This window comes from Streptomyces sp. NBC_01508, assembly GCF_045040315.1.
In the GTDB taxonomy this organism is placed as follows: domain Bacteria; phylum Actinomycetota; class Actinomycetes; order Streptomycetales; family Streptomycetaceae; genus Streptomyces.
In genome coordinates this window covers 1,222,495-1,245,666 of record NZ_CP109419.1, presented here as the reverse complement: position 1 = coordinate 1,245,666, position 23,172 = coordinate 1,222,495, and the positions used below count along the sequence as shown (strand labels likewise).

The 23,172-nt window shown below is 70.8% G+C and carries 24 protein-coding genes; 15 read left to right on the top strand and 9 right to left on the bottom strand.

Going from position 1 to position 23,172, the window contains the following annotated elements; translation table 11 throughout:
* Positions 1 to 48 precede the first annotated feature (48 nt).
* The 7 genes from OG700_RS05630 to OG700_RS05600 all read left to right on the top strand — a co-directional run bounded on the left by OG700_RS05630 (position 49) and on the right by OG700_RS05600 (position 6,029).
* Positions 49 to 300, top strand: a complete 252-nt coding sequence (locus tag OG700_RS05630) for a hypothetical protein (RefSeq protein WP_405609774.1) — start codon at positions 49 to 51, stop codon at positions 298 to 300.
* Positions 301 to 362: 62 nt separating this feature from the next.
* On the top strand, positions 363 to 716 hold the full coding sequence (locus tag OG700_RS05625) for a helix-turn-helix domain-containing protein (RefSeq protein ID WP_405621475.1): 354 nt from the start codon (positions 363 to 365) through the stop codon (positions 714 to 716).
* 207 nt (positions 717 to 923) lie between these two features.
* Positions 924 to 1,433, top strand: a complete 510-nt coding sequence (gene uraD, locus OG700_RS05620; protein ID WP_405609771.1) for a 2-oxo-4-hydroxy-4-carboxy-5-ureidoimidazoline decarboxylase — start codon at positions 924 to 926, stop codon at positions 1,431 to 1,433.
* Positions 1,434 to 1,437: 4 nt separating this feature from the next.
* On the top strand, positions 1,438 to 1,836 hold the full coding sequence (gene uraH / locus OG700_RS05615) for a hydroxyisourate hydrolase (RefSeq protein WP_405609768.1): 399 nt from the start codon (positions 1,438 to 1,440) through the stop codon (positions 1,834 to 1,836).
* A gap of 3 nt (positions 1,837 to 1,839) precedes the next feature.
* Positions 1,840 to 2,772, top strand: a complete 933-nt coding sequence (gene pucL, locus OG700_RS05610; protein WP_405609765.1) for a factor-independent urate hydroxylase — start codon at positions 1,840 to 1,842, stop codon at positions 2,770 to 2,772.
* A gap of 167 nt (positions 2,773 to 2,939) precedes the next feature.
* A complete protein-coding gene (locus tag OG700_RS05605; protein ID WP_405609762.1) occupies positions 2,940 to 4,316 on the top strand; it encodes an 8-oxoguanine deaminase in 1,377 nt (458 codons plus the stop codon).
* 273 nt (positions 4,317 to 4,589) lie between these two features.
* Positions 4,590 to 6,029 (top strand): nucleobase:cation symporter-2 family protein, encoded by a 1,440-nt coding sequence (locus tag OG700_RS05600; protein WP_405609759.1) that lies wholly within the window; start codon positions 4,590 to 4,592, stop codon positions 6,027 to 6,029.
* 43 nt (positions 6,030 to 6,072) lie between these two features.
* Here the strand turns inward: OG700_RS05600 and OG700_RS05595 are convergent, their stop codons facing one another.
* Entirely contained in the window at positions 6,073 to 6,657 is a 585-nt protein-coding gene (locus OG700_RS05595; protein WP_405609757.1) for a TetR/AcrR family transcriptional regulator, read from the bottom strand.
* 85 nt (positions 6,658 to 6,742) lie between these two features.
* On the opposite strand from OG700_RS05595, the gene OG700_RS05590 reads away from it, so the two are divergent.
* Positions 6,743 to 7,765, top strand: coding sequence for a saccharopine dehydrogenase (locus OG700_RS05590; RefSeq protein WP_405609754.1), 1,023 nt, complete (start codon positions 6,743 to 6,745; stop codon positions 7,763 to 7,765).
* A gap of 156 nt (positions 7,766 to 7,921) precedes the next feature.
* Here the strand turns inward: OG700_RS05590 and OG700_RS05585 are convergent, their stop codons facing one another.
* The 6 genes from OG700_RS05585 to OG700_RS05560 all read right to left on the bottom strand — a co-directional run bounded on the left by OG700_RS05585 (position 7,922) and on the right by OG700_RS05560 (position 13,970).
* Positions 7,922 to 8,746, bottom strand: coding sequence for a chitosanase (locus OG700_RS05585; RefSeq protein ID WP_405609751.1), 825 nt, complete (start codon positions 8,744 to 8,746; stop codon positions 7,922 to 7,924).
* Between the two features lie 112 nt (positions 8,747 to 8,858).
* Complete coding sequence (locus tag OG700_RS05580) at positions 8,859 to 9,497, bottom strand: TIGR03086 family metal-binding protein (protein ID WP_405609748.1); 639 nt, start codon at positions 9,495 to 9,497, stop codon at positions 8,859 to 8,861.
* A 49-nt stretch (positions 9,498 to 9,546) separates the two neighbouring features.
* Positions 9,547 to 10,206: a peptidoglycan recognition family protein gene (locus tag OG700_RS05575; RefSeq protein ID WP_405609745.1), complete on the bottom strand. Its 660-nt coding sequence runs from the start codon at positions 10,204 to 10,206 to the stop codon at positions 9,547 to 9,549.
* Between the two features lie 124 nt (positions 10,207 to 10,330).
* Positions 10,331 to 11,197, bottom strand: a complete 867-nt coding sequence (locus OG700_RS05570) for a lysozyme (protein WP_405609742.1) — start codon at positions 11,195 to 11,197, stop codon at positions 10,331 to 10,333.
* A gap of 284 nt (positions 11,198 to 11,481) precedes the next feature.
* Positions 11,482 to 13,104, bottom strand: a complete 1,623-nt coding sequence (gene aceB, locus OG700_RS05565) for a malate synthase A (protein ID WP_405609739.1) — start codon at positions 13,102 to 13,104, stop codon at positions 11,482 to 11,484.
* Between the two features lie 254 nt (positions 13,105 to 13,358).
* Positions 13,359 to 13,970: an NTP transferase domain-containing protein gene (locus OG700_RS05560; RefSeq protein ID WP_405609736.1), complete on the bottom strand. Its 612-nt coding sequence runs from the start codon at positions 13,968 to 13,970 to the stop codon at positions 13,359 to 13,361.
* A 268-nt stretch (positions 13,971 to 14,238) separates the two neighbouring features.
* On the opposite strand from OG700_RS05560, the gene OG700_RS05555 reads away from it, so the two are divergent.
* Positions 14,239 to 14,550 carry a DUF5955 family protein gene (locus OG700_RS05555; protein ID WP_405621473.1) on the top strand — a complete coding sequence of 104 codons (312 nt, stop codon included), beginning with the start codon at positions 14,239 to 14,241 and terminating at the stop codon, positions 14,548 to 14,550.
* A 140-nt stretch (positions 14,551 to 14,690) separates the two neighbouring features.
* Here the strand turns inward: OG700_RS05555 and OG700_RS05550 are convergent, their stop codons facing one another.
* Positions 14,691 to 15,509 carry an IclR family transcriptional regulator gene (locus OG700_RS05550; RefSeq protein ID WP_405609733.1) on the bottom strand — a complete coding sequence of 273 codons (819 nt, stop codon included), beginning with the start codon at positions 15,507 to 15,509 and terminating at the stop codon, positions 14,691 to 14,693.
* Positions 15,510 to 15,872: 363 nt separating this feature from the next.
* Here OG700_RS05550 and allB point away from each other — a divergent pair, with 363 nt between their 5' ends.
* The gene (gene allB, locus OG700_RS05545) at positions 15,873 to 17,279 is read left to right on the top strand and encodes an allantoinase AllB (protein ID WP_405621471.1); all 1,407 of its coding nucleotides are present in this window, start codon (positions 15,873 to 15,875) and stop codon (positions 17,277 to 17,279) included.
* Between the two features lie 2 nt (positions 17,280 to 17,281).
* Complete coding sequence (gene alc / locus OG700_RS05540) at positions 17,282 to 18,472, top strand: allantoicase (RefSeq protein WP_405609730.1); 1,191 nt, start codon at positions 17,282 to 17,284, stop codon at positions 18,470 to 18,472.
* 23 nt (positions 18,473 to 18,495) lie between these two features.
* Here alc and OG700_RS05535 read toward each other — a convergent pair whose 3' ends face one another.
* Positions 18,496 to 19,251, bottom strand: coding sequence for an SDR family NAD(P)-dependent oxidoreductase (locus OG700_RS05535; protein WP_405609727.1), 756 nt, complete (start codon positions 19,249 to 19,251; stop codon positions 18,496 to 18,498).
* Positions 19,252 to 19,533: 282 nt separating this feature from the next.
* Between OG700_RS05535 and OG700_RS05530 the strand changes: the two genes are divergently transcribed.
* The 4 genes from OG700_RS05530 to OG700_RS05515 are packed head-to-tail and all read left to right on the top strand — an operon-like array spanning position 19,534 to position 23,172.
* Positions 19,534 to 20,757, top strand: a complete 1,224-nt coding sequence (locus OG700_RS05530; protein ID WP_405609724.1) for a sensor histidine kinase — start codon at positions 19,534 to 19,536, stop codon at positions 20,755 to 20,757.
* Positions 20,754 to 21,428 carry a response regulator gene (locus OG700_RS05525; protein ID WP_405609721.1) on the top strand — a complete coding sequence of 225 codons (675 nt, stop codon included), beginning with the start codon at positions 20,754 to 20,756 and terminating at the stop codon, positions 21,426 to 21,428. The genes OG700_RS05530 and OG700_RS05525 overlap by 4 nt, the downstream gene beginning before the upstream one ends.
* A 59-nt stretch (positions 21,429 to 21,487) precedes the next feature.
* Complete coding sequence (locus OG700_RS05520) at positions 21,488 to 22,699, top strand: cytochrome P450 (protein WP_405609718.1); 1,212 nt, start codon at positions 21,488 to 21,490, stop codon at positions 22,697 to 22,699.
* 50 nt (positions 22,700 to 22,749) lie between these two features.
* A complete protein-coding gene (locus OG700_RS05515; RefSeq protein WP_405609715.1) occupies positions 22,750 to 23,172 on the top strand; it encodes a PaaI family thioesterase in 423 nt (140 codons plus the stop codon).

Here is a 23,172-nt window from a genome sequence, read left to right as displayed (position 1 = left end):
GTCAAGAGGCCGGCCCCGATTTCGGCCCTCGCGCAGTAGGTTGTGCGCGTGCGACTGAGAGTGGAATTCACGACCGAGCCGTTCGACCTGGACGAGGCCCCAGGCCATGCCGTGGTGGCCCGCGAGGTCATCCGGACGGCCGAGCTGGACGCCGTGGACGTCGGGCCGTTCGGCAACACCGCCGAAGGCGGCGCCGACGCCGTCATCTCGGCCGTCGACGCCCTGCTCCGCCGCTCCCTGGAGGCCGGTGCCACCCGCGTCTCCCTCCAGGTGAACGTGATCGCGGAGGACGGCAAGTGAGCGAACCGCCGGGTGTGCCCGACCATCCGCTGCTCGCGGCGGTGAAGCCGCTCGTCGACGCGATGGGCGCTCAGGCGGTACGGCCCGACCTGGCCCGGCCCGACGACGTCGTGCTGAGCTGGGAGGGGGAGGCCGTCGTCGCCGTACGCCTTCCGCAGCTGTCCGAATCGCTCGACCACATCCTCGTCGCGCTGGAGCGCCGGCACGGTATGCCGCTGTCGGAACTCGACCGCAGGGCCAAGCAGTCGGTGGTGCGGTCGCTGGAGGCGCGCGGGGCCTTCGCCGTCCGGCACGGCGTGGAGACCGTCGCCGGTGCGCTCGGGGTCAGCCGGTTCACCGTCTACAACTACATCAACTCCCAAGAGGAGAAGCGCGCCAAGGGGCGTGACGCAGGGTCTGGCGATGATCGCCCATGACTCAGCGTGAGCACACGACTCCATTCCGCTTCTTCGTCTACAACTACCTGAACCGGTCGCAGGCGAACTGACGCGGCCGCAGACGAACTGACGGGTCCGGGCCGGGCCGACAGCGGCTCGCCGAAAGAATTCAACAAAGTGTTGACGTGATGTTCGCGAAGGCGTTAGCTGTCCCGCAGCCCGTCAAGCACAGCCACGGAGGCTCCCGTGACGACCGACCCGCCACCGGGCCTCACCCGGTTCAACACCTCCTCCGACAGCGCGGCACTCACCGCACTGCGTGAGGTGTGCGCCAGTACGGCATGGGGGAGCGACCTGCTCGCCCGCCGCCCGTACGCCACCGCCGACGCCCTCTTCGCCGCCAGTGACGCCGCGACGGCCGAACTGACCGCCGGCGATCTGGCGGAGGCGATGGCCGGGCACCCGCCCATCGGCCGTCCGAAGCCGGGCGACCCGGCCTCCGCCCGCGAACAGCGGGGCATGGCCGGGGCGTCCGACGAACTCAAGGCGGAACTGCTCGAACTGAACCTGGCCTACCAGGACAGGTTCGGACACGTCTTCCTGATCTGCGCCACCGGCAGGACCGGAGAGCAGATGCGGGACGCGGTCCGCATACGGATCGGCAACACGCCCGAGCGGGAGCGGGCCGTCGTCCGCACCGAGCTGGGCAGGATCAACCGCATCCGGCTGACCCGCCTCGTACAAGCAGGAGAGTGAACCCTTGAGCACGCAGACCACCGCATCGGTGTCCACGCACATCCTGGACACCAGTGTCGGACGCCCCGCCGCGTCCGTCGCCGTCTCGCTCCGCGCCCGCGGCGGCGGCCGGGAGCCGTGGGTGGTGCTGGGCCGGTCGGCGACCGACCCGGACGGGCGGTGCAGAGATCTGCCGGCGCTGCCGGAAGGAACGACCCACGTACGCCTCGACTTCGAGACCGAGGCGTACTTCCACGCTCAGAGCCGGAAGCGAGCCGAGGCACAGCAGGACGCCCCCGCGCCACGGGACAGCGGTGCGTTCTTTCCGGAAGTGGCGATCACCTTCTCCGTCACGCCCGGCGAGCACTATCACGTACCGCTGCTGCTCAACCCGTTCGGCTACTCCGTATACCGAGGGAGCTAGCAGATGCCGACCATTCTCGGCCAGAACCAGTACGGCAAAGCGGAGAACCGCGTCGTCAAGATCGTGCGGGACGGCGCCACCCACCACATCAAGGACCTGAACGTCTCCGTCGCCCTCTCCGGTGACATGGCGGAGGTCCACTACTCCGGATCCAACGCCAACGTCCTGCCGACCGACACCACCAAGAACACGGTGTACGCGTTCGCCAAGGAGCACGGCATCGAGTCCGCCGAGCAGTTCGGCATCCATCTCGCCCGGCATTTCGTCACCAGCCAGGACCCGATCCACCGGGCGCGGATCCGGATCGAGGAGTACGCCTGGGAGCGCATCGCGACGCCGGACGCCAACTCCGGCTCCACGGGCGCCGACGAGGCCGGACACTCCTTCGTCCGCAAGGGCCAGGAGACCCGCGTCTCGCAGATCACCTTCGACGGCGAGAAGTGGGAGATCATCTCCGGTCTCAAGGACCTGACGGTGCTGAACTCGACCAACTCCGAGTTCTGGGGCTACGTCAAGGACAAGTACACGACGCTCCGCGAGGCGCACGACCGGATACTCGCCACTGACGTGTCAGCGAGGTGGCGCTACAACTGGACCGACGACGCGGAGCCGATGCCCGACTGGGATCAGTCCTACGTGCAGGCGCGCACCCACATGCTGCACGCCTTCGCGGACACCTACTCCCTCTCGCTCCAGCAGACGCTCTACCAAATGGGCTCGCGGATCATCGACAGCCGCGGCGAGATCGACGAGATCCGGTTCTCGCTGCCCAACAACCACCACTTCCTGGTCGACCTCGAACCGTTCGGCCTCAAGAACGAGACCCCGGACGGCGCTGTGTACTTCGCCGCCGACCGCCCCTACGGCCTCATCGAGGCCACCGTGCTGCGCGACGGCGCCGAACCGCGGATCCCGCTCGACCTGACCAACCTGTAACCACCACGCCGTACCCCCGACGCGCCGCGCCGGCGTCAAGCCCCCTCAGGAGGGGGCGAGATGGGGGAGGAGCGGGGGCAACTGCGCACCGAACGAACCACGGATCCGTCTCTCACCCCGCCCGACCCCCGGATCCGTCCACCCAACGGGAAGAACGAGGACCCGCCATGGCGGCTTCGCGCATCGTCATCGAGAACTGTGCCATCGCGACCGTGGACGCGAACGACACCGAGTACACGTCCGGATACGTCGTCGTCGCGGACAACCTCATCGAATCCGTGGGCGCCGGCCGCGCCCCCGCCGCACTGGAGAACGTCGTACGCCGGGTCGACGGCACCGGCCATCTCCTCACCCCCGGCCTGGTCAACACCCACCACCACTTCTACCAGTGGATCACCCGGGGGCTGGCCACCGACCACAACCTGTTCAACTGGCTGGTGGCGCTCTACCCGACCTGGGCGCGCATCGACGAGCCGATGGCGCGCGCCGCCGCCCAGGGCTCACTGGCGATGATGGCGCGCGGCGGGGTCACCACCGCGATGGACCACCACTACGTGTATCCGCGCGGCTCCGGCGACCTGTCCGGCGCCATCATCGGGGCCGCCGCCGAGACGGGCGTACGGTTCACCCTCGCCCGCGGCTCCATGGACCGCGGGCAGTCGGCCGGCGGCCTGCCGCCGGACTTCGCCGTCGAGTCGCTGGAAGGCGCGCTCGCCGCCACCGAGGCCACCGTCGAGAAGCACCACGACGCGTCGTTCGGCGCGATGACGCAGATCGCCGTCGCGCCGTGCTCGCCGTTCTCCGTCTCCACCGAACTGATGCGACAGGCTGCCGAGTTGGCGCGCCGCAAGGGCGTACGCCTGCACTCCCACGGCAGCGAGACGGTCGAGGAGGAGCAGTTCTGCAAGGAGCTGTTCGGGATGGGCCCGACCGACTACTTCGAGTCGACGGGCTGGCTCGGCTCCGACGTATGGATGGCCCACTGCGTCCATATGAACGACTCGGACATCGCCGCCTTCGGCCGCACCGGCACGGGCGTCGCCCACTGCCCGTCCTCCAACGCCCGCCTCGCGGCCGGTATCGCACGCGTTCCCGACATGCTGAGGGCGGGCGTTCCCGTCGGCCTCGGCGTGGACGGCACCGCGTCCAACGAATCGGGCGAACTGCACACCGAGTTGCGCAACGCGCTGCTCATCAACCGCCTCGGCGCCCACCGCGAAGCCGCCCTGACGGCCCGTCAGGCGCTGCGCCTCGGCACCTACGGCGGTGCCCAAGTCCTCGGCCGGGCAGACCAGTTGGGCTCGATCGAGCCCGGGAAGCTCGCCGACCTGGTGCTGTGGAAGCTGGACACCCTGGCCCACTCCTCCATCGCCGACCCGGTCATAGCTCTGGTCCTCGGAGCGGCGGCGCCCGTCACGCTCTCCCTCGTCAACGGCCGGACCGTCGTCGAGGACAACCACCTGACCACGGTGGACGAAGACGCCGTCGCCCGCTCCACGCGGAGCCAGGCGCGGCGCCTCGCGCGGATCGCCGCGGCGGGCTGACGCGGCCCGCCCGATCTTTCAACGAAGTCCGGTCGAGGGGGACGGCCCTTGACCGGCGGCCACGGGACCCGAGCGGGGTCCCTGGCAGCCGCGTCCGGGTGGTGGCGCGCCGCACAACGGTGCGCCACCACCCGGGACGGTGACTCGTGTACGTAACACGGGCTCGCTACTTTGCATGCTCACCCGCATGATCGCGCCCTCATTCGAACGCATTCGAAGCACCTCCCTGACACCCGCGTCGCCGCCGACGCGTCACCGACCGGAGGAACACCCGTGGCAGCCAGGCCCAGGTTTCGCAAGGACGTAGCAGCCCCCGCACCCGACGAGATACCGGACGCGACACCCGACTCGATATCCGACGAGATACCCGACCGGGAGCGCAAGCACCCGGTCGACGAGACCCTGCCCCCCTTCAAGATGTTCACCAGCGGCCTCCAGCACGTGGCCGCCATGTACGCGGGCGTGGTGGCGCCCCCGATGATCGTCGGGCCCGCCGTGGGCCTGAACGCCCGCGACACCGCGTTCCTGATGGGCGCCAGCCTCTTCACCGCGGGCATCGCCACGCTGCTCCAGACCCTCGGTCTCTGGAAGATCGGCGCGCGGCTGCCGTTCGTCAACGGCGTCTCGTTCGCCGGTGTGACGCCGATGGTCGCCATCGGCCGGGAACGCGGCGCCGAGGGCATCACGGTCATCTTCGGCGCGATCATCGTGGCCGGCGTGCTCGGGTTCGTCCTCACGCCGTACTTCTCCAAACTGGTGCGGTTCTTCCCACCCGTCGTCACCGGCACCGTCATCACCCTGATCGGTGTCTCCCTGCTCCCGGTGGCCTTCAACTGGTCCCAGGGTGGGAATGCCACGGCCGACGGCTACGGCTCCATGAAGAACATCGGGATGGCCGGCCTCACCCTGCTGATCGTGCTGGTCCTGCGGAAGGTGCTGCGCGGCTTCCTCCAGCAGATCGCCATCCTGCTGGGCCTGGTCGTCGGCACCCTGGTGGCGATCCCGATGAACATGACCGATTTCGACGCGATCAAGGACGCGGATCTCGTCGGCTTCCCGACGCCGTTCCACTTCGGCGCACCGCAGTTCGAGATCGCGGCCATCATCTCCATGTGCATCGTGATGCTCGTCTGTATGACGGAGTCCACCGCCGACATGCTGGCGCTCGGCAAGATCGTGGACCGGCCGGCGGACGAGCGCGTCATCAAGGGCGGACTGCGCGCCGACACGCTGGGCAGCGCCATCAGCCCACTGTTCAACGGCTTCATGTGCAGCGCCTTCGCGCAGAACATCGGGCTGGTCGCCATGACCAAGGTCCGCAGCCGCTTCGTCGTCGCCGCCGGTGGCGGCATCCTGATCCTGCTGGGCCTGTGCCCGGTGCTGGCCTCGGTGATCGCCCTCGTCCCGCTGCCGGTCCTCGGCGGCGCGGGCATCGTGCTCTTCGGCTCGGTCGCGGCGAGCGGCATCCAGACGCTGGCGACCGCCGCGCTGGAGAAGGGCGAGAACGCGCTGATAGTCGCCGCCTCCGTCGGCATCGGCCTGATCCCGATCGCGGCGCCGGAGTTCTACCACGCGTTTCCACAGGACCTGTTGGTGGTGCTCGACTCCGGGATCAGCACGGGGTGTGTGGTGGCGATCGTGCTGAATCTGGCCTTCAACCACTGGGGTGGGAAGGGGAGTTCGCCCGGTTCCCCGTCACCTCGACGAGGGTGACGGGGCCTGCCTCGGGACCGGTTGGCCGGTCGGCGCCGAAGGCTCATGCCCTGGTGGCGAGGTTGCCCACGATCAGGTCGGTCAGCGCGGTGACCGCGTCGACGGCGGTGGCCCGCTCTCGGGTCAGCTCGGTCGCGATCGCCTCGGCCGCGCCCAGTACGCCGACGCAGCGCAACCGAAGCGCTTCGGCCGGGAGGCCGGAGTGTGGCACGAGGGCGGCGGCCATCACGTTCGCGTAGCTGTCGAGCATCTCGTGCTGAAGCGCGTCCATTTCCGGATCTCCCTTCAGCGCGGCGGAGATGGAGGCGAACTCCGGCATGTCGATGGCGCAGGCGAAGTATGCGGCACTCATGACGCGGGCGACCTCGTCGGCGGCGGGTCCGGCAGCCTGCAACGCCTGGGTGATCGCGGCCCGGTGTCGTTCGTCGAGCCGCCGGTAGAGCGCGAGCAGGAGGCCGGGGCGGGTGCCGAAGTGGTCGTACACGATCGGCCTGCTCACCCCGGCCGCCTCCGCGAGGGTGACCAGTGTCAGACCGTCGGCGCCCTGGGTGCGCACGATCGCCACGGAGGTGTCGAGCAACTGCTCCCGCCGGGCCTGTCTGGACAAGCGGGTCGGTGTGGTGGCCATGGTCCTCCCTTGCGTCGCGTTCCAGGGTATGTTACAAAACGTAGGCTACAAAATGTAACTTCGTGGATGTGAGAGGGAACCCGCAATGGAGCACGCGAAATCGGTACTGATCTTGGGCGGTTCGGGCCAGGCGGGTAAGGGAGCCGCCGCCCTTCTGCGCCGATGGCACCCGGCGCTGCCGCTGACGATCGCCGGTCGTGACATCAACCGCGCACAGCGGGTGGCCGACGAGCTCGGCGACGCGACGGCCGTGACGATCGATCTGCGGCGAAGCGATCTCGGTCTCCCGGCCGGGCACGGCTACTCGGCGGTGGTCGCCGCGCTGTGGGACGACCACCTGCACGGGCTGCGCTACGCGCAGCACCACGGGTTGCCGTACCTCAGCATCTCCAGTGGTCTGGTGGAGATCGCACCGGAGGTCGTCGCGGGCGCCCAACACACAGGCGCCGCACCGATCCTGATGGCCAGCCACTACTGCGCCGGTATCACCGCCCTCGCGACACTGCACGCGGCCCAGCGGTTCGAGCGTGTCGACACGATCCGGATCGGCGCCCTACTGGATGAGTCGGATACCGGCGGGCCGGCGGGGGTGGCGGATCTGGAGCGGTGGTCAGCCGCCACCTCGGCGGGACTGGTGCGCCGGGACGGCGTGTTCACCTGGGTCACCGGTCCCGACGCGCAGGCGGATGTGTCCAGTGCCGACGGCACCGTCCTGCCGGGCCAGAGCATCGCCATCCTCGATGTACCGAGCCTCGCCCTCGCGACAGGAGCGCCGAACGTCCGCTTCGCGTTCGCCGTCGGTGAATCCGCAGGCCGGCGCCGCGGCGAACCCGCGTCCTTCGAGATCCGCATCGACCTCGAAGGAACAGGCCCGGCAGGTGCGCCGCTCCACACGAGCCGATACCTGGTCCACCCGGCAGGGCAACGCCCCTTGACCGCACTCGGCATCGCCCTCGGCGTCGAGCGACTGCTCGGTCTGCGCGGCGGAGCCGTCTCGCCGGGCATCCACACCCCTGAGGCGCTGATCGACCCGGCCTACGCCGTCGAGCGGATGCTGGAGACCGGAGCCACCTTCGTCGACGCGCCCCTCGCCGAGCTGATCGCTTGATCGCGCCCCGTCACCTCAAGCCGTGCCTATACCCGTGGCGCGTCGGAGAAATCGGTGATGCGCGGGGGAACGGGTCGGGCGCGTACTTCCCGCTTGCCGGTGAGCCCGCGTCACATCGTCGTCGACACCCGCGACCTGCCCGGCCTCGCCCGCGCCTCAGCCGCCGTCGATGCGGTAACTGTCCCCGTACACCTTCCACTTGAGCGGCGGCTCCAGCTCCAGATTGCCCGCGTCGAGGAAGACCCGCTGCGCCGTCTCGACGCGGCTGGTGTCCGAGTGCGACGGCTCGCGGCGCATCGCGTCGACGCGGGCGTCGAGGAACGCGTTCAGGTACGCGGCCTCGTCGCCGCCCTTCGCCGGTGACTCGGCCTTCTTCAGGGCCTGTTCGCGGATCGTACGGAAGCCGGCCGAACCGCGTGCGTCGGCGTACCCGTGCATCACATACGCGTCGTAGTAGCTGAACTGCCCCAGCGCGCCCAGCCCGTCGGCCTTCCCCGCTTCGACGGCGGGGTCGAAGTAGATCCGGTCCCGTTCGTCGTCCTGTGTCTCGCGGAACGCCGGATCGTCGTCGGCGGCCCGCTGCCAGGCGGTGGTGAACGCGCTGCCGAGCCCGTCGTGCGAGTCGCTGCCCCGGACCGCGCGGAGCGCCGGGAGGAACGGCTTGAGTACGTTGCCGTCCGGCCGGGCCGCGACGTAGCGCTCGACCACCTTGAGCAGATCGCCGCAGCCGGTGCAGAAGCCGACGATGCCGGCGGTGTAGCCGCGGCCGTCGCCGATGTCCTCGACGTAGCGGTACTGGGCCTTCCAGTCGAGCGAGGAGTTCTCGGCGCTGGAGACCAGCCGCATCGCGATCTCCTTCTTCGCCGGGGTGTCGAGCCCGGCCGTCGGCGCGTTCTCCCGCGCGGAAGCGGTGCACGCCGTGCACAGGGCGACGAACGCCAGCAGTACGGCGAGCAGCGGGCGGCGGAGCGCGTACGGCATGGAGCGGCCTTTCCCGACGGCCCGGGGTCCGGCCCGGCCCGGGTCACGCCCCCCAGTCAACAGGCCAGCCGCCGCGGACGCACCGGCCGTCCATGTCCGGCGGGCCGGGCGGCTACTCTCCGGGGCGCCAGTCCGGCCGGCGCCCGCTCAGGCCGATGACCCGGTCGAGCAGCGGCGCGTCGGCCGGTACGGGGACCGGTGGACCGAACAGCCCCGCCGGTACCTCGCCCGCTTCCTCGCTCGCCTCGCCGCTCGCCTCGTCGCTCGCGGCCGCCGGTTCGAGGAAGGGGAGCACCGCCTCCAGGCTCGCCCGGTCGACGTCGTACGCCTGCCCCGTGCTGCGCGCCAAGTCCCAGCCGTGCACGACCAGTTCGTTCAGTGCGACGAGCCCCGCGACCTGGGCCGGCAGATCCACGCCGCCGGCCCGTGTGAAGCCCTGCCAGGCGTCGGGCGAACGCCACGCCGCGGCAAGCTCGTCCAGCCGCGCCGGAAGCGTGGTGCGCCAGCCGTCCTCCAACCGGGGCAGCGCCTCGTTCGGCGGGGTGTCGGTCGTCGGCCCCAGCGCCTTCTCCCCGGCGTCCCGGAAGGCGACGGTCAGCCCGACCAGATGCCCGAGCAGTTCCCGCACGGTGTAGTCCGGGCACGGGGTGGGTGCCGAGAGGTGCTTTGCCTCGATGCCTTCGAGCAGCCCGGCCACGCCGCGACAGACGGGGCCGTGGTCGGGCAGGTGCGTATCCGTGTTGGTGTCCATGAGGGGTAGACCCCGTGGACCACGGAAAGTCATCGGCGCGACCCCGCTCTCAACCCATGCTCGCCGCCACCTGGCTGCGCAGTTGTGGCAGCTTGTCGTGGATGACACCGGGGCAGAGCGTGGTGCCGAAGTCCTTGTGGCCGTAGATCTGGGTCGGTGCGATGCGGTACTGCCCGCACACGTACGCGCAGAGCGTGACGAGTACGTCCCACTGTGCCGCTGGGGGCTGCGCGCCGTCGTGGTAGGCGCCCTCGCTGGCGATGCCGATGGACTGCTCGTTCTGCCCGGAGGTGTGCGAGGCGAGAACGAAGCTGCTGCCGCCCCGCAACGTGCTGAGGCTGCGGTGCCGCCCCTCGGTGATCCAGCCGCCGCGGCTGACCAGGAAGTGGTAGCCGCTGTCCAGCCATCCGTTGTCGTCCATGTGCAGGTCCTGGACCCAGTGGGCGTGTGTGTGGGCCTGGGCGCGGGAGAAGTCGGACGTGTTCGGGCCCACGGTGTGATGGACGACGATCTTGGTCGGGCGCCTGTTCAGCAGGCGCGGGGCACTTCGGGGCGGACGGGCGTTCCACTGCGAGGTGCTGTCGATGTCCGGTTCGACGGCACGCGCGGTGCGGGCGCCGGCGTGGGCGGTGCCGGGCAGGGCGGCGGCGATCAGCCCGCCGGAGCCGGCGAGCAGCATGTGGCGTCGGCTCGGCTTGCGAAAGCTCATGGTGGGGCCTCCTGGTCCGCGGTGTCACCGAGTGTTCAGGGGCGGTGCCGCCCGGTGCCGGTGGAGCCGCGCTGTGGGGGCTGCACCGGCACCGCGCCGTGTCGTGCGGAGTGGCCGTCCGGGGCTACGTGTTGTTGGCGAGGGCCACGAGCCGGTCCATCGTGCCGTTGAACTTGTTGCGGTCCACGTCACCCGTGACACCACTGACCCGGCCGGTCGCCGTGTACTGCCAGATCGTGTACGTCGGGAAGCCGGCCGGGATGTTGGGGCTGGTCGTACCCCAATGGGCCACCCACAGGGGCGACTTGGCGGCCATGCCGGTCCAGCTGCCGGTGCAGCTGTTCCACCAGCTGGCCGTGGTGTAGATGACGACGTCCCGGCCGGTGCGCGCCTTGTAGGTGTTGTAGAAGTCGTTGACCCAGGTGCGCATCTGGGTGGTGGACAGGCCGTAGCAGGAGGCGCCCGAGGGGTTGCTCTCGATGTCGAGAACGCCCGGCAGTGTCTTGCCGTCCTTGGACCAGCCACCGCCGTTGCTGGCGAAGTAGTTGGCCTGGGTGGCTCCGTTGGAGGAGTTCGGCCGCGCGAAGTGGTACGCCCCGCGGATCAGGCCGGCGTTGTAGGAGTTGGTGTAGTTCGCGTTGAAGCGGGCGTCCTTGAAGTTCGTGCCCTCGGTGGCCTTCATGTAGGCGAAGTCGGTCCCCGAGGCCTTCACCGAGGTCCAGTTGATCGAGCCCTGCCAGTTGGACACGTCGATGCCCTGCACACCGCTGGTGTCCATCGGCACCGGACCGGGCGTGGGACCCTGCTCGACGCGGGTTCCCGCCCCCATCCACGCCTGTCCTGGCCGTACGACCTCGTCGGGGCCGGGGGGTGCGGCGGCCGCGGGTCCGGCGCCGGTCATGAGCAGCGTGGCGACGGTGCCGAGAACGCCTGAGACCAGGACGCCCCTCGATCTGATGAGTCGTCGGGACGGAGAGCTGTGCACGGGCATGACTGCCTCCGGAACGTTGCTGGGGGTGTGGGGGTGCCTGCGGCCTCCGCGGCTCCGAATGCCATGGACACGACATGAGTAACGCACGCGTCAACTACGCGCGTAAAGAGGGCACGGTAATGGCCCGTGGTGTAGTCCAGTGACGCCACCCATGAGCTGCGCCAACGCGCCGAATCCCCAATAACTTTCACGCCTGAAGGTGCCCGCCCCACCCACCGCACCCCCGGTGCCGTGGGGCGGCGCCGGGGGTGCGGTGGGTGCGCGCCGGGAGCGAACCCGGGCGCTCAGCCTCGCAGTTGTTCGTACGCCGGGAGCGTCAGGAAGTCCGCGTACGTCTCGTCCAGCGCCACCGTCAGCAGCAGATCGTGGGCCTGCTGCCATGTACCGGCCGTGAACGCCTCCTCGCCGATCTCCGCGCGGATCGACGCCAGTTCCCCGGCCGCGATCTCGCGGACCAGGTCCGCGGTCGCCGTCTCGCCGTTCTCGAAGACGACACCCGCGTTGATCCACTGCCAGATCTGGGAGCGGGAGATCTCGGCCGTCGCCGCGTCCTCCATCAGGTTGAAGATGGCGACCGCGCCGAGGCCGCGCAGCCACGCCTCGATGTAGCGGATGCCGACCTGGACCGCGCCGATCAGGCCCTGGTAGGTGGGTTCGGCGTCGAGGGAGTCGATCGCGATCAGCTCGGCCGCCGTCACCGAGACGTCCTCGCGCAGGCGGTCCTTCTGGTTGGGGCGCTCGCCCAGGACGGCGTCGAAGGAGGCCATCGCGATCGGGACCAGGTCGGGGTGGGCGACCCACGAGCCGTCGAAGCCGTCCGCCGCCTCGCGGTCCTTGTCGTCCTTGACCTTCGCGAAGGCCACCTTGTTGACCTCGGGGTCGCGCCGGGAGGGGATGAAGGCCGCCATGCCGCCGATGGCGTGCGCGCCGCGCTTGTGGCAGGTGCGGACGAGGAGTTCGGTGTACGCGCGCATGAACGGGGCTGTCATCGTCACCGCGTTGCGGTCCGGCAGGACGAACTTGGCGCCGCCGTCCCGGAAGTTCTTGACGATCGAGAAGAGGTAGTCCCAGCGGCCCGCGTTCAACCCGGAGGCGTGGTCGCGGAGTTCGTACAGGATCTCGTCCATCTCGTACGCCGCGGTGATGGTCTCGATCAGTACGGTCGCGCGGACGGTGCCCCGCGGGATGCCCACGTACTCCTGGGCGAAGACGAACACGTCGTTCCACAGCCGCGCTTCGAGGTACGACTCGGTCTTCGGCAGGTAGAAGTACGGTCCCTTACCCAGCTCGATGAGCCGCTGGGCGTTGTGGAAGAAGTAGAGACCGAAGTCGACCAGCGCGCCGGGGACCGCGCGGCCCCCGACCCGGAGGTGGCGCTCGTCCAGGTGCCAGCCGCGCGGGCGGGTGACGACCGTCGCGAGTTCGCCGGCGGCCTTGAGCGCGTACGACTTGCCGGACGCCGGGTCGGTGAAGTCGACCTTCCGCGCGTAGGCGTCCCTCAGGTTGAGCTGGCCGGTGATGACGTTCTCCCAGGTGGGAGCCGAGGCGTCCTCGAAGTCGGCGAGCCAGATCTTCGCGCCGGAGTTGAGCGCGTTGATCGTCATCTTGCGGTCGGTGGGACCGGTGATCTCCACCCGGCGGTCGTCCAGCGCGGCCGGGGCCGGCGCGACCCGCCAGGAGTCGTCCTCGCGTACGGCCGCGGTCTCCGGCCGGAAGTCCAGCGTCGACGTACGGGCGATCTCCGCGCGGCGCTCGTTCCTGCGGACCAGGAGTTCGTCACGCCGGGGGGTGAATCGCCGGTGCAACTCGGCCACGAAGGCGAGAGCCGCGTCGGTGAGTACCTCGTCCTGCCGGGGCAGGGTGTCGGCATCGACGACGGCCTGCGGGGACGGCGCTGGTGCGGACATGAGCTGTCACTCCTTACGGGCGGTGCCCCGGCGACCGCCGGGTCACCGTGGGGGAGGCACTGGGTGCCGGGGCTCCGGGCGGCGGTCACGGGCGCCTTCCGGTGGGTCGGGCGCTTCTGACCTGTGGATAGTAGTTTTCTCATGGTGGAAGTTCAATGGTTTGTTGATGTCGAGATTCTCAGGCTCGACAGACCGCGGCGCTCCGTGCCAGGGCTCTCACCCAAGGCCGCGTCTCTCATTCAAGGCCCCGTCTCTCATTCAAGGTGGGGCAGATCCTCCTCCGTGTCGATGTCGTACGCCTGCGCGACATCCCCGCACTCGACGAGCGCGATGTCCCGCGCGTGGGACCTCAGATACCCGCGTGCCCCCTGATCGCCCGTCGCATCCGCCGCGACCGCGGCCCAGTGGTCCGCGCCGAACAGCACCGGATGGCCGCGCTCGCCTCCGTAGGAGGCTGCGGCGAGCGTGCCGGATGAGCCGTACGCGGCGCGGACCCGTGCCACCGCCGCCGGGCCGATCCCCGGCTGGTCCACCAGCATCACCAGCGCGGCTCGGTGGGTGGCTGCCGCAGCCAGCGAGGCCAGCCCCACCCGGAGCGAGGAGCCCATGCCGCCGGCCCACTCCGGGTTGTCGACCAGGACGCAGCCCGGCAGTTCGGCGCGCGCCCGCACCTCGTCGGCTGCGGCCCCCAGCACCACGTGCACCCGCTCGCAGCCGCCCTCCCGCAGCGACCGCACGGCGTGCTCCACCAGCGGGCGCCCCCGGTACGGCAGCAGCGCCTTCGGCCGCCCGCCCAGCCTGCGCCCGCCACCCGCCGCCAGCAGCAGCCCGGCGACCGGCCACTCTCCGTGATCGTTCTCTTCCATGCGTTTCTCCTTACCTCAACAGCCCCTCGCGCACCCCTCCGTCCCACCGCGCGCCGTTGTCGGACGGTCCGTCAGATCTTCGCCCGGCCCTGACCTGGCGATACGTCAGTTGAACAAGTTGAATATTGTCCATCTGGTGGCGCATGGCCGCCCCGGTGGCGTTTACTGTCCCGCGTCTCGCGGCGCCGGGCGTGTGAAAAGGGAGGCGCCGCAGGGGCGGGCACCATGCCGAAGGCACATGCGCGATGGCGTGCGAGGGGGAAGAACTTTGTTGCGGAGCGTGGGGCATACGCGAGTGACAGAGCAGGGTGAGGATCTGAGACTGACCGGCCTGCGGTTCGCCGTGGCCCGGCTCAGACGTGAACTCGCCGCGTATCCGAGTGAGTTCGGAGACAGAGGAATCGCGGAGGAAGAACTGGCCGCGCTGGCGGCGATGGTGGCGGGAGGCGATCCGGAGATTCGGCGGATGCGTCGCTCGCTGCTGCTGATCGTCGGCTCGATCGGCTCGGTGAGCGCCTTGGCGCCCACCCTGATGGAAGTCAGGAAGGCGGTCGACCTCTTCGGAGAATTAGGGCACTGAGTGCGACCGGAGCCGAAGTCGGCGCCGGAGCTACAGCCGGCGCCGGGCAGGCGCCAGGCGCCAACTGCCCGGAGCCGAGGCGCCCGAGAGGTTGTACGCCCCAGGGGATGGGGAGGTGCGACCTCTCGGGCCTCTCGGGCCTACGGCTGCTGGTGCGTGGCCGCCGCCGTGCTGGCCAGCGCCTCGGACAGGTCCCGCGCCACTTCCTGGAGTATGGGCACGATGCGCTCGGTGGCCGTCTCCGTGACCCGCCCGGCCGGCCCCGAGATCGAAATCGCCGCCGGGGTGGGGGAGTTGGGTACCGGAACCGCCAGGCAGCGGACCCCCACCTCCTGCTCGTTGTCGTCCACCGCGTAACCGGCCCCGCGTACCACCTCAAGCGCTTCGAGGAAGCCGTCGGGCGTCGTGATCGTCTTCTCCGTGGCCGCCGGCATGCCCGTACGCGCGAGCAGCGCCCGGACCTCGTCGGCCGGGGCGTGCGCGAGGAGCGCCTTGCCCACACCCGTGGAGTGGGGGAGCACCCGCCGCCCGACCTCGGTGAACATCCGCATCGAGTGCTTGGACGGCACCTGTGCGACGTACACGATCTCGTCGCCGTCGAGCAGCGCCATGTTCGCCGTCTCGCCGGTCTCCTCGACCAGCCGCGCCAGATACGGCCGCGCCCAGGTGCCGAGCAGCCGCGAGGCCGATTCGCCGAGCCGGATGAGGCGCGGGCCGAGCGCGTAACGGCGGTTCGACTGCTGGCGTACGTAACCGCAGGCGACGAGCGTCCGCATCAGCCGGTGGATGGTCGGCAGCGGCAGGCCGCTGCTGGCCGAGAGTTCGCTCAGGCCGACCTCGCCGCCCGCGTCCGCCATCCGCTCCAGCAGATCGAAGGCGCGCTCAAGGGACTGGACGCCGCCGCTCGCGGATGCGGGCTTGGTGGCGTCGGTGGCGCTGGCGTCGCTGGACGTCGGCACAACAACGGTCCTTTCGGGGCGTTGGGACAGGCAGGCGGACGAGTCAGGAGTTTACCGGGCGGTCCGCCGGTCGCCCGGCGTGCGGGTCGGCCGGTGCGCGCCACGTATGCGCCGGTCAGGGGGGTGTCTGTGTGGGTGTCGACCGTTACCCGTGGTGATCGGTCCGTACGGTGAGTGAGAGTCCAGGGTTCTGTCTGGCGAAAGTTGAGTTTCGCTGTGTGGAAATACTTCAGTGTAGTGCAGCGCGCCCGTTCCGGGTGGAGCGGCCTTGACGGGTCCCGGTCCGGCGTGAAGACTCCTTCAACAGTTCGTTGAATTCTCGCCTGGACGTGACGACGGAAGTGAGGGTTGCCGGTGACCGACCTGGACCCGGACCTGGGCAGGGACCGCGATGTGGACCGTGACGCGGACCTGGTGCTGCGCTCGACGCGCGTCGTCACCCCCGAGGGCACACGCCCCGCGTCCATCGCCGTCGCCGGCGACACGATCGCGGCCGTGCTCCCGTACGAGCGGCCCTACGGGAGCGACCACGGGGCGGAGTACGGCTCCGAACTGCCGCCCGGCGCCCGGCTGGTGGACGTCGGCGACGATGTCGTCCTGCCCGGCCTCGTCGACACCCATGTGCATGTGAACGACCCCGGCCGCGCCGAGTGGGAGGGCTTCTGGACCGCGACCCGCGCGGCGGCGTCCGGCGGCATCACCACCCTGATCGACATGCCGCTGAACTCCCTGCCGCCGACCACCACCACGGCCCACCTGCGGATCAAGCGCGAGGTCGCCGCCCGCAAGGCGCACATCGACGTCGGCTTCTGGGGCGGCGCACTGCCCGACAACGTCAAGGATCTCAAGTCCCTCCACGACGCGGGAGTGTTCGGCTTCAAGGCGTTCCTGTCGCCGTCCGGCGTCGAGGAGTTCCCCGAACTGGACGCGGCGGCGCTCGACCGGTCGCTCGCCGAGATCGCCGGCTTCGGCGGGCTGCTCATCGTGCACGCCGAGGATCCGCGCGAACTGGCCGCCGCACCCCAGCGCGCCGGTGCCAAATACGCCGACTTCCTCGCCTCGCGCCCCCGCGGCGCCGAGAACGCCGCGATCGAAGGCCTGATCGCGGCGGCCCGCCGGCTGGACGCCCGCGTCCACGTCCTGCATCTGTCGTCCGCCGACGCGCTGCCGCTGATCGCCGCGGCCAGACGGGAAGGCGTCCGGCTGACCGTCGAGTCCTGCCCGCACTTCCTCACCCTCACCGCCGAGGAAGTCCCGGACGGCGCGACCGAGTTCAAATGCTGTCCGCCCATCCGCGAGGCCGCGAACCAGGACGCGCTCTGGCAGGGGCTGGCCGACGGGACGATCGACTGTGTCGTCTCCGACCACTCGCCCTCCACCACCGACCTCAAGACGTCGGACTTCGCGACCGCGTGGGGCGGCATCTCCTCCCTCCAGCTCGGCCTGCCGGCCATCTGGACCGAGGCCCGCCGGCGCGGTCACTCGCTGGACGACGTGGCGCGCTGGATGTCGACGGCCCCCGCCGCGCTGGCCGGGCTCGACCGGAAGGGCGCCATCGAGGCGGGCCGTGACGCCGACTTCGCGGTCCTGGCGCCCGACGACTCGTTCACCGTGGATCCCGCCGCGCTCCAGCACCGCAACCGCGTCACCGCGTACGCGGGCCGGACGCTGTACGGCGTCGTCAGGTCCACCTGGCTGCGCGGCCGGCGGATCGTCGCCGACGGAGCCATCGCCGACCCCTGTGGCCGACTGCTCGAAAGGACCAACTGACCGTGTCCACCAGCCCCTTGACCACGACCGAGGCCACCGCCGTGCCCTGCTTCACCGGGGACGCGAGCCCGTACGGCGGCGGCGACCCGTACGCCGACCACCGCTCCGCCGACCTCCCCTTCACCCACCTCGTCGACCTCGCCGACCGCAGGCTCGGCGCCGGTGTCATCGCCGCCAACGACGAGTTCTTCGCCGAGCGCGAGAATCTGCTGAAGCCCGGACCCGCCGAGTTCGACCCGGAGCGCTTCGGTCACAAGGGCAAGATCATGGACGGCTGGGAGACCCGCCGCAGGCGCGGCGCCTCCGCCGCCCGGCCACACCCCACCGACGAGGACCACGACTGGGCCCTCGTACGGCTCGGCGCCCCCGGCGTCGTACGCGGCATCGTGGTCGACACCGCCCACTTCCGCGGCAACTACCCGCAGGCCGTCTCGGTCGAGGCGACGTCCGTGCCCGGCTCCCCGTCCCCGGACGACCTGCTGGCCGACGGCGTGACGTGGACAACGCTCGTACCCCGTACGGCCGTTGGCGGCCACGCGGCCAACGGGTTCACCGTCACCGCCGAGCGGCGCTTCACCCACCTGCGGATCAACCAGCATCCGGACGGCGGCATCGCGCGCCTGCGGGTGTACGGCGAGGTCGCGCCCGACCCCGGGTGGCTGGCCGCCCTCGGCACGTTCGACCTCGTCGCCCTTGAGAACGGCGGCCGGGTCCAGGACGTGTCCGACCGCTTCTACTCACCGGCCACCAACACCATCCAGCCGGGCCGTTCGCACCAGATGGACGACGGCTGGGAGACCCGCCGCCGCCGCGACACGGGCAACGACTGGATCCGCTACGAGCTGGCCGAGCGGTCCGAGATCCGGGCCGTCGAGATCGACACGGCCTACCTGAAGGGCAACTCGGCGGGCTGGGCGGCACTTTCCGTACGCGACGACGACAGCGACGACGGCGGCGGCGACGGTGAGCCGGGTGCCGGGCCGCAGGCGGCGGGCTGGACCGAGATCCTGCCCCGCACCCGTCTCCAGCCCGACACCAACCACCGCTTCGTCCTCGACCGCCCCGCGACCGCCCGTCAGGTCCGGATCGATATCTTCCCCGACGGCGGTATCTCCCGACTGCGCCTCTTCGGCTCGCTCACCGACGAAGGGGCGGCCCGACTGGCGCGGCGGCACCGGGAGTTGGGCGGCTGACCGCGCCGGACAGGCGCGTCGGACTACGCCGCGTGCCCGCCGTCCACCGCGAACTCGGCGCCCGTCACGTACGCCGCCTCGTCACTCGACAAGTACGCCACCATCGACGCCACCTCGTCGGCGGACCCGTACCGGCCGAGCACCGTCAGCGCGCTCTGACTGGCCGCGTGCGGGCCGTCGGCCGGGTTCATCTCCGTGTCGGTCGGACCGGGGTGGACGATGTTCGCCGTGATCCCCCGCTCGCCCAGCTCCCGCGCCAGCGCCTTGGTCAGCCCGATCAGCGCGGACTTGCTCATCGCGTAGAGCGTGCCGCCGGGGCCGGGCACCCGCTGCGTCATGCAGCTGCCGATGGTGACGATCCGGCCACCGCGTGGGAGCTTCGTGGCCGCGGCCTGCGTGGTGAGGTAGACGCCCTGGACGTTCACGGCCAGCGCCCGGCTGACATCGGCCGCCGGGAAGGAGTCCAGCGGACCGAGCAGGCCGACCCCGACATTGTTGACGAGGATGTCGAGCCGCCCGCCGAGACCGGCCACGGCCCGCTCCACCACGCCCACGGCCTGCGCGGGGTCCGCCGAGTCGGCGCGCAGCGCGAGGCCGCGCCGCCCGGTCGCCTCGATCTTCGCGACGACCTCCCGCGCGGCGGCCTCGTTCGCCACGTACGTGATCGCGACATCCACGCCCTCCTGGGCGAGCCGCAGGGCGATCGCCGCCCCGATACCCCGGCTGCCGCCGGTGACCAGCGCGGTGCGGCCGGCCGGCGCGGAACTCGATACAGACATGTGGTGCGTCCTTCGGTAGATCGCCCGTGAAGGCGGGCGATGAACGGGTGCTGCCGATGACTTCGATCAAACCGGCCAGGCCCGCACGTCACCGGCGGGAATCGGACGACGACGACGGGCGGGCGCCGGGCCGGGTTGCGCGGCATGTGCTCCGCGCTTGTCCTCAATCGCCGGACGGGCTGCCACATGCGGTCATCGACCTAGGTCCATGACTCCGCGACTTTGGTATCCGCCGCTGCCCACGAGTCGGCATGCCGCCCGCCACCTGCATAGATTGGTCGTATGACGCGTACGGAATACCCATGGCTGCTGCCCTCGGCCATGGCGGCACCCGCCGACCCCGAGACCACCGGGAAACACGGCGGGCGCCAACCGCGGCGCACCGTGCGCGACTGGGGCGTGGACCTGCTCGCCTTCGTCTTCGCCGTCTTCATCGGCATGGTCGCGCTGGACACGGCCGACAAGGCAGGCAACAGCGAGCCCCTTCTCGTGATCGACCTGCTGATCGGCCTCGCGGCCTGCGGCCTGCTCTGGGTGCGGCGGCGCTGGCCGGTCGGACTGGCCGTCGGCCTCAGCTTGGTGCAGGTCGTGTCGCCGATGGGGGGCGGCGCCGCCCTGGTGGCGCTCTTCAGCCTGGCCATCCACCGGCCGTTCAAGCCCGTGGCCCTCGTCGGGATCCTGGGCCTGGCGACCATGATCGGCCAGGCGTATGTGCGACCCGACCCGGCCACGTCCCATCTGATGGCGATCGTCATCGGAGCGCTGCTCATCCTGCTCGTACTCGCCTGGGGCATGCTCGTACGGTCACGCCGCCAGCTGGTCGTGGCGCTGCGCGAGCGCGCCGTACGAGCGGAGAACGAGGCGGCGCTGCGGGCCGAACAGGCCCAGCGCCTCGCCCGCGAGGCCATCGCCCGTGAGATGCACGACGTGCTGGCCCACCGGCTGACGCTGCTCAGCGTCCACGCGGGCGCGCTGGAGTTCAGACCCGACGCGCCGCCCCCCGAAGTGGCCAGAGCGGCGGGCGTGATCCGCGACAGCGCGCACGAGGCGCTCCAGGATCTGCGGATGATCATCGGCGTGCTGCGGGCGCCCGGCGACGACGGCGAGCGCCCGCAGCCCACGCTCGTCACCCTGGACGCCCTGGTCGCGGAGTCCCGTGACGCCGGGATGAAGGTCACCCTCGACAGCGGCGTCGAGGACCCCGGGGCCGCACCGTCCGCCACCGGCCGCACCGCCTACCGCATCGCGCAGGAGGGTCTGACCAACGCCCGCAAGCACGCGCCCGGCACCGGCACGACCGTCCTGGTGAGCGGCGGCCCGGGGGACGGGCTCACTGTCGAGGTACGCAACGAGGCGCCCGTCGGCCCGGTCCCGAACGTGCCGGGATCCGGCCAGGGACTCATCGGACTGACCGAACGCGCCACCCTGGCCGGCGGCCGGTTCGAGCACGGTCCGACGGGGGACGGCGGATTCGCCGTCCGGGCCTGGCTACCGTGGTCACCATGACCAACACGACCGTCCGACTGCTCATCGTCGACGACGACCCGCTCGTACGCGCCGGACTGACCTTCATGATGGGCGGCGCGGACGGCATCGAGATCGTGGGGGAGGCGTCCGACGGTTCCGAGGTCGACGCGCTCGTGCGCGAACGCACGCCCGACGTCGTGCTCATGGACATCCGGATGCCGGTCATGGACGGCCTCACCGCCACCGAGATGTTGCGGGCGCGCGCCGGCGCGCCCGAAGTCATCGTCCTGACCACCTTCCACGCCGACGAGCAGGTGCTGCGGGCGCTGCGCGCGGGCGCCGCCGGGTTCGTCCTGAAGGACACACCGCCGGTCGAGATCGTCGCGGCGGTACGGCAGGTGGCGGCGGGCGAGCCCGTGCTCTCCCCGGCCGTCACCCGCCAGTTGATGCACCATGTCGCGGGGGCGCCGGTGGGCGTACGCAAGGACACGGCGACCGACCGGCTGGCCGGGCTCGCGGAGCGCGAGCGGGAGGTGGCGCTCGCCGTGGGACGCGGCGGTTCCAACGCGCGGATCGCGGCGGAGCTGTTCATGAGCGTGCCCACCGTCAAGGCGCACGTGTCCCGCATCCTGGCCAAACTCGACCTCAACAACCGTGTACAGATCGCCCTGTTGGTGCACGACGCGGATCTGGTGGCGGACGGCGAGTGAGCCGCCCCGCGCGCCCGGCGGATTCGGCGGCGTACGCCGGAGCGACGTAACCTGAGGCGATGAGTGTCGTCGATCTGGCCGCGTACGGGGCTGATTTCACCGCCGATCCGTATCCGTACTACACGAAACTGCGCGAGTCGGGACCGGTCCACGAGATCCGAACGCCGCACGGCGACCGGCTGTGGCTGATCATCGGGCACCGGGAGGCGCGCGCCGCGCTGGCCGACCCCCGGCTCTCCAAGTCGCCCGCCACGGTGGGCGGCAACATGCTCGACGAGCGGGTCATCGGACCGAATCTGCTGGTCGTGGACCCGCCGGACCACACCCGGCTGCGTAAGCTCGTCGCCCGCGAGTTCACCGCCCGCAGGGTGGCCGCACTGCGCGAGCGGATCCAGCGCCTCACCGACGAGCTGATCGACGCCATGCTCCCCGCCGGCCACGGCGACCTGGTCGAGTCGCTGGCGTATCCGCTGCCCATCACCGTCATCTGCGAACTGCTCGGCGTGCCCGCCGCCGACCGGGAGGTCTTCCGCGCCTGGTCGACGGAGATCGTCGCACCCGACGGCCCCGGCGCAGAGTACTCGGCCGTGCACGAACTCGGCGCCTACTTCGATGAGTTGATCGAGGACAAGCGCTGCTCCGGCCCCTCCGACGACCTGCTCTCCGCGCTGCTGCGCACCCGCGCCGAGGACGGCGACCGGCTGTCCGCCGACGAACTGCGCGCCATGGCCTACCTGTTGCTGATCGCCGGTCATGAGACGACGGTCAACCTCATCACCAACGGCATCCGCGCCCTGCTCTGCCACCCCGATCAACTGGCAGCCCTGCGCGACGACTTCGGACTGCTCGACGGCGCCATCGAGGAGATGCTGCGCTACGAGGGCCCGGTCCTGAACGGCACCGCCCGCTTCACCAGCGAGCCCGTGACCGTGGGCGACACGGTCATCCCCGCGTACGAGGCGGTGCTGGTCGGTCTCGGCGCGGCGGGCCGCGACCCCGCGCGCTACCCGGACCCGGACCGCTTCGACATCCGGCGTACGCCGACGGCCACGGCGACCGGCGCCAAGGGCCGCAACCACGGACACCTCGCCTTCGGACACGGCATCCACCACTGCCTCGGCGCGCCGCTCGCGCGCCTGGAGGCCCGGATCGCGGTCCGCACCCTCCTCGAACGCTGCCCCGACCTGACCCTCGACCCGGACACGGGGCCGCTCGACTGGCTGCCCGGCATGCTGATCCGCGGGGTGCGGGGTCTGCCGGTGCGGTGGTAGGGATAGAGGCGCGGGGTGCCGCGCGGGTACGTTCCCAAGGAGTGGCGACCATGCAGGAGTTCGACATTGTCCTGGCGCGGAAGGTGCTGGCCGGCCAGCCTTTCAGCAGCCTGCTCGGGACCAGGGTCACGGTCTTCGGCGACGGCGAGGCGGAGCTGGAGCTGGACATCCGGAAGGATCTTCAGCAGCAGAACGGCTATCTGCACGGCGGAGTGCTGGCGTACGCGGCCGACAACAGCATCACGTTCGCGGCGGGCTCGGTGCTCGGCCCGGCCGTGCTGACGGCCGGGTTCTCCATCCAGTACATGCGCCCCGGCACCGGCCGCACGCTGGTCGCCCACGCGAGTGTCGTGCACGCGGGCCGGCGGCAGGCGACGGTGCGCTGCGACGTGTTCACGGTGGCGGACGACGGTACGCGGACGCTGTGCGCGGTGGCGCAGGGCACGGTGCTGCCGGTGCGGAAACCCGACTGA

Excerpts from the sequence above, each read along its gene's own strand:
- OG700_RS05570 (WP_405609742.1), bottom strand. The coding sequence starts at position 11,197 with ATGCCCGTGCACAGCTCTCCGTCCCGACGACTCATCAGATCGAGGGGC.
- aceB (WP_405609739.1), bottom strand. The coding sequence starts at position 13,104 with ATGTCCGCACCAGCGCCGTCCCCGCAGGCCGTCGTCGATGCCGACACC.
- OG700_RS05595 (WP_405609757.1), bottom strand. The coding sequence starts at position 6,657 with ATGGCCACCACACCGACCCGCTTGTCCAGACAGGCCCGGCGGGAGCAG.
- OG700_RS05605 (WP_405609762.1), top strand. The coding sequence starts at position 2,940 with ATGGCGGCTTCGCGCATCGTCATCGAGAACTGTGCCATCGCGACCGTG.
- OG700_RS05585 (WP_405609751.1), bottom strand. The coding sequence starts at position 8,746 with ATGCCGTACGCGCTCCGCCGCCCGCTGCTCGCCGTACTGCTGGCGTTC.
- OG700_RS05590 (WP_405609754.1), top strand. The coding sequence starts at position 6,743 with ATGGAGCACGCGAAATCGGTACTGATCTTGGGCGGTTCGGGCCAGGCG.
- OG700_RS05560 (WP_405609736.1), bottom strand. The coding sequence starts at position 13,970 with ATGGAAGAGAACGATCACGGAGAGTGGCCGGTCGCCGGGCTGCTGCTG.
- OG700_RS05575 (WP_405609745.1), bottom strand. The coding sequence starts at position 10,206 with ATGAGCTTTCGCAAGCCGAGCCGACGCCACATGCTGCTCGCCGGCTCC.
- OG700_RS05535 (WP_405609727.1), bottom strand. The coding sequence starts at position 19,251 with ATGTCTGTATCGAGTTCCGCGCCGGCCGGCCGCACCGCGCTGGTCACC.
- OG700_RS05580 (WP_405609748.1), bottom strand. The coding sequence starts at position 9,497 with ATGGACACCAACACGGATACGCACCTGCCCGACCACGGCCCCGTCTGT.
- OG700_RS05515 (WP_405609715.1), top strand. The coding sequence starts at position 22,750 with ATGCAGGAGTTCGACATTGTCCTGGCGCGGAAGGTGCTGGCCGGCCAG.
- OG700_RS05625 (WP_405621475.1), top strand. The coding sequence starts at position 363 with ATGGGCGCTCAGGCGGTACGGCCCGACCTGGCCCGGCCCGACGACGTC.
- OG700_RS05525 (WP_405609721.1), top strand. The coding sequence starts at position 20,754 with ATGACCAACACGACCGTCCGACTGCTCATCGTCGACGACGACCCGCTC.
- pucL (WP_405609765.1), top strand. The coding sequence starts at position 1,840 with ATGCCGACCATTCTCGGCCAGAACCAGTACGGCAAAGCGGAGAACCGC.
- OG700_RS05520 (WP_405609718.1), top strand. The coding sequence starts at position 21,488 with ATGAGTGTCGTCGATCTGGCCGCGTACGGGGCTGATTTCACCGCCGAT.
- OG700_RS05530 (WP_405609724.1), top strand. The coding sequence starts at position 19,534 with ATGACGCGTACGGAATACCCATGGCTGCTGCCCTCGGCCATGGCGGCA.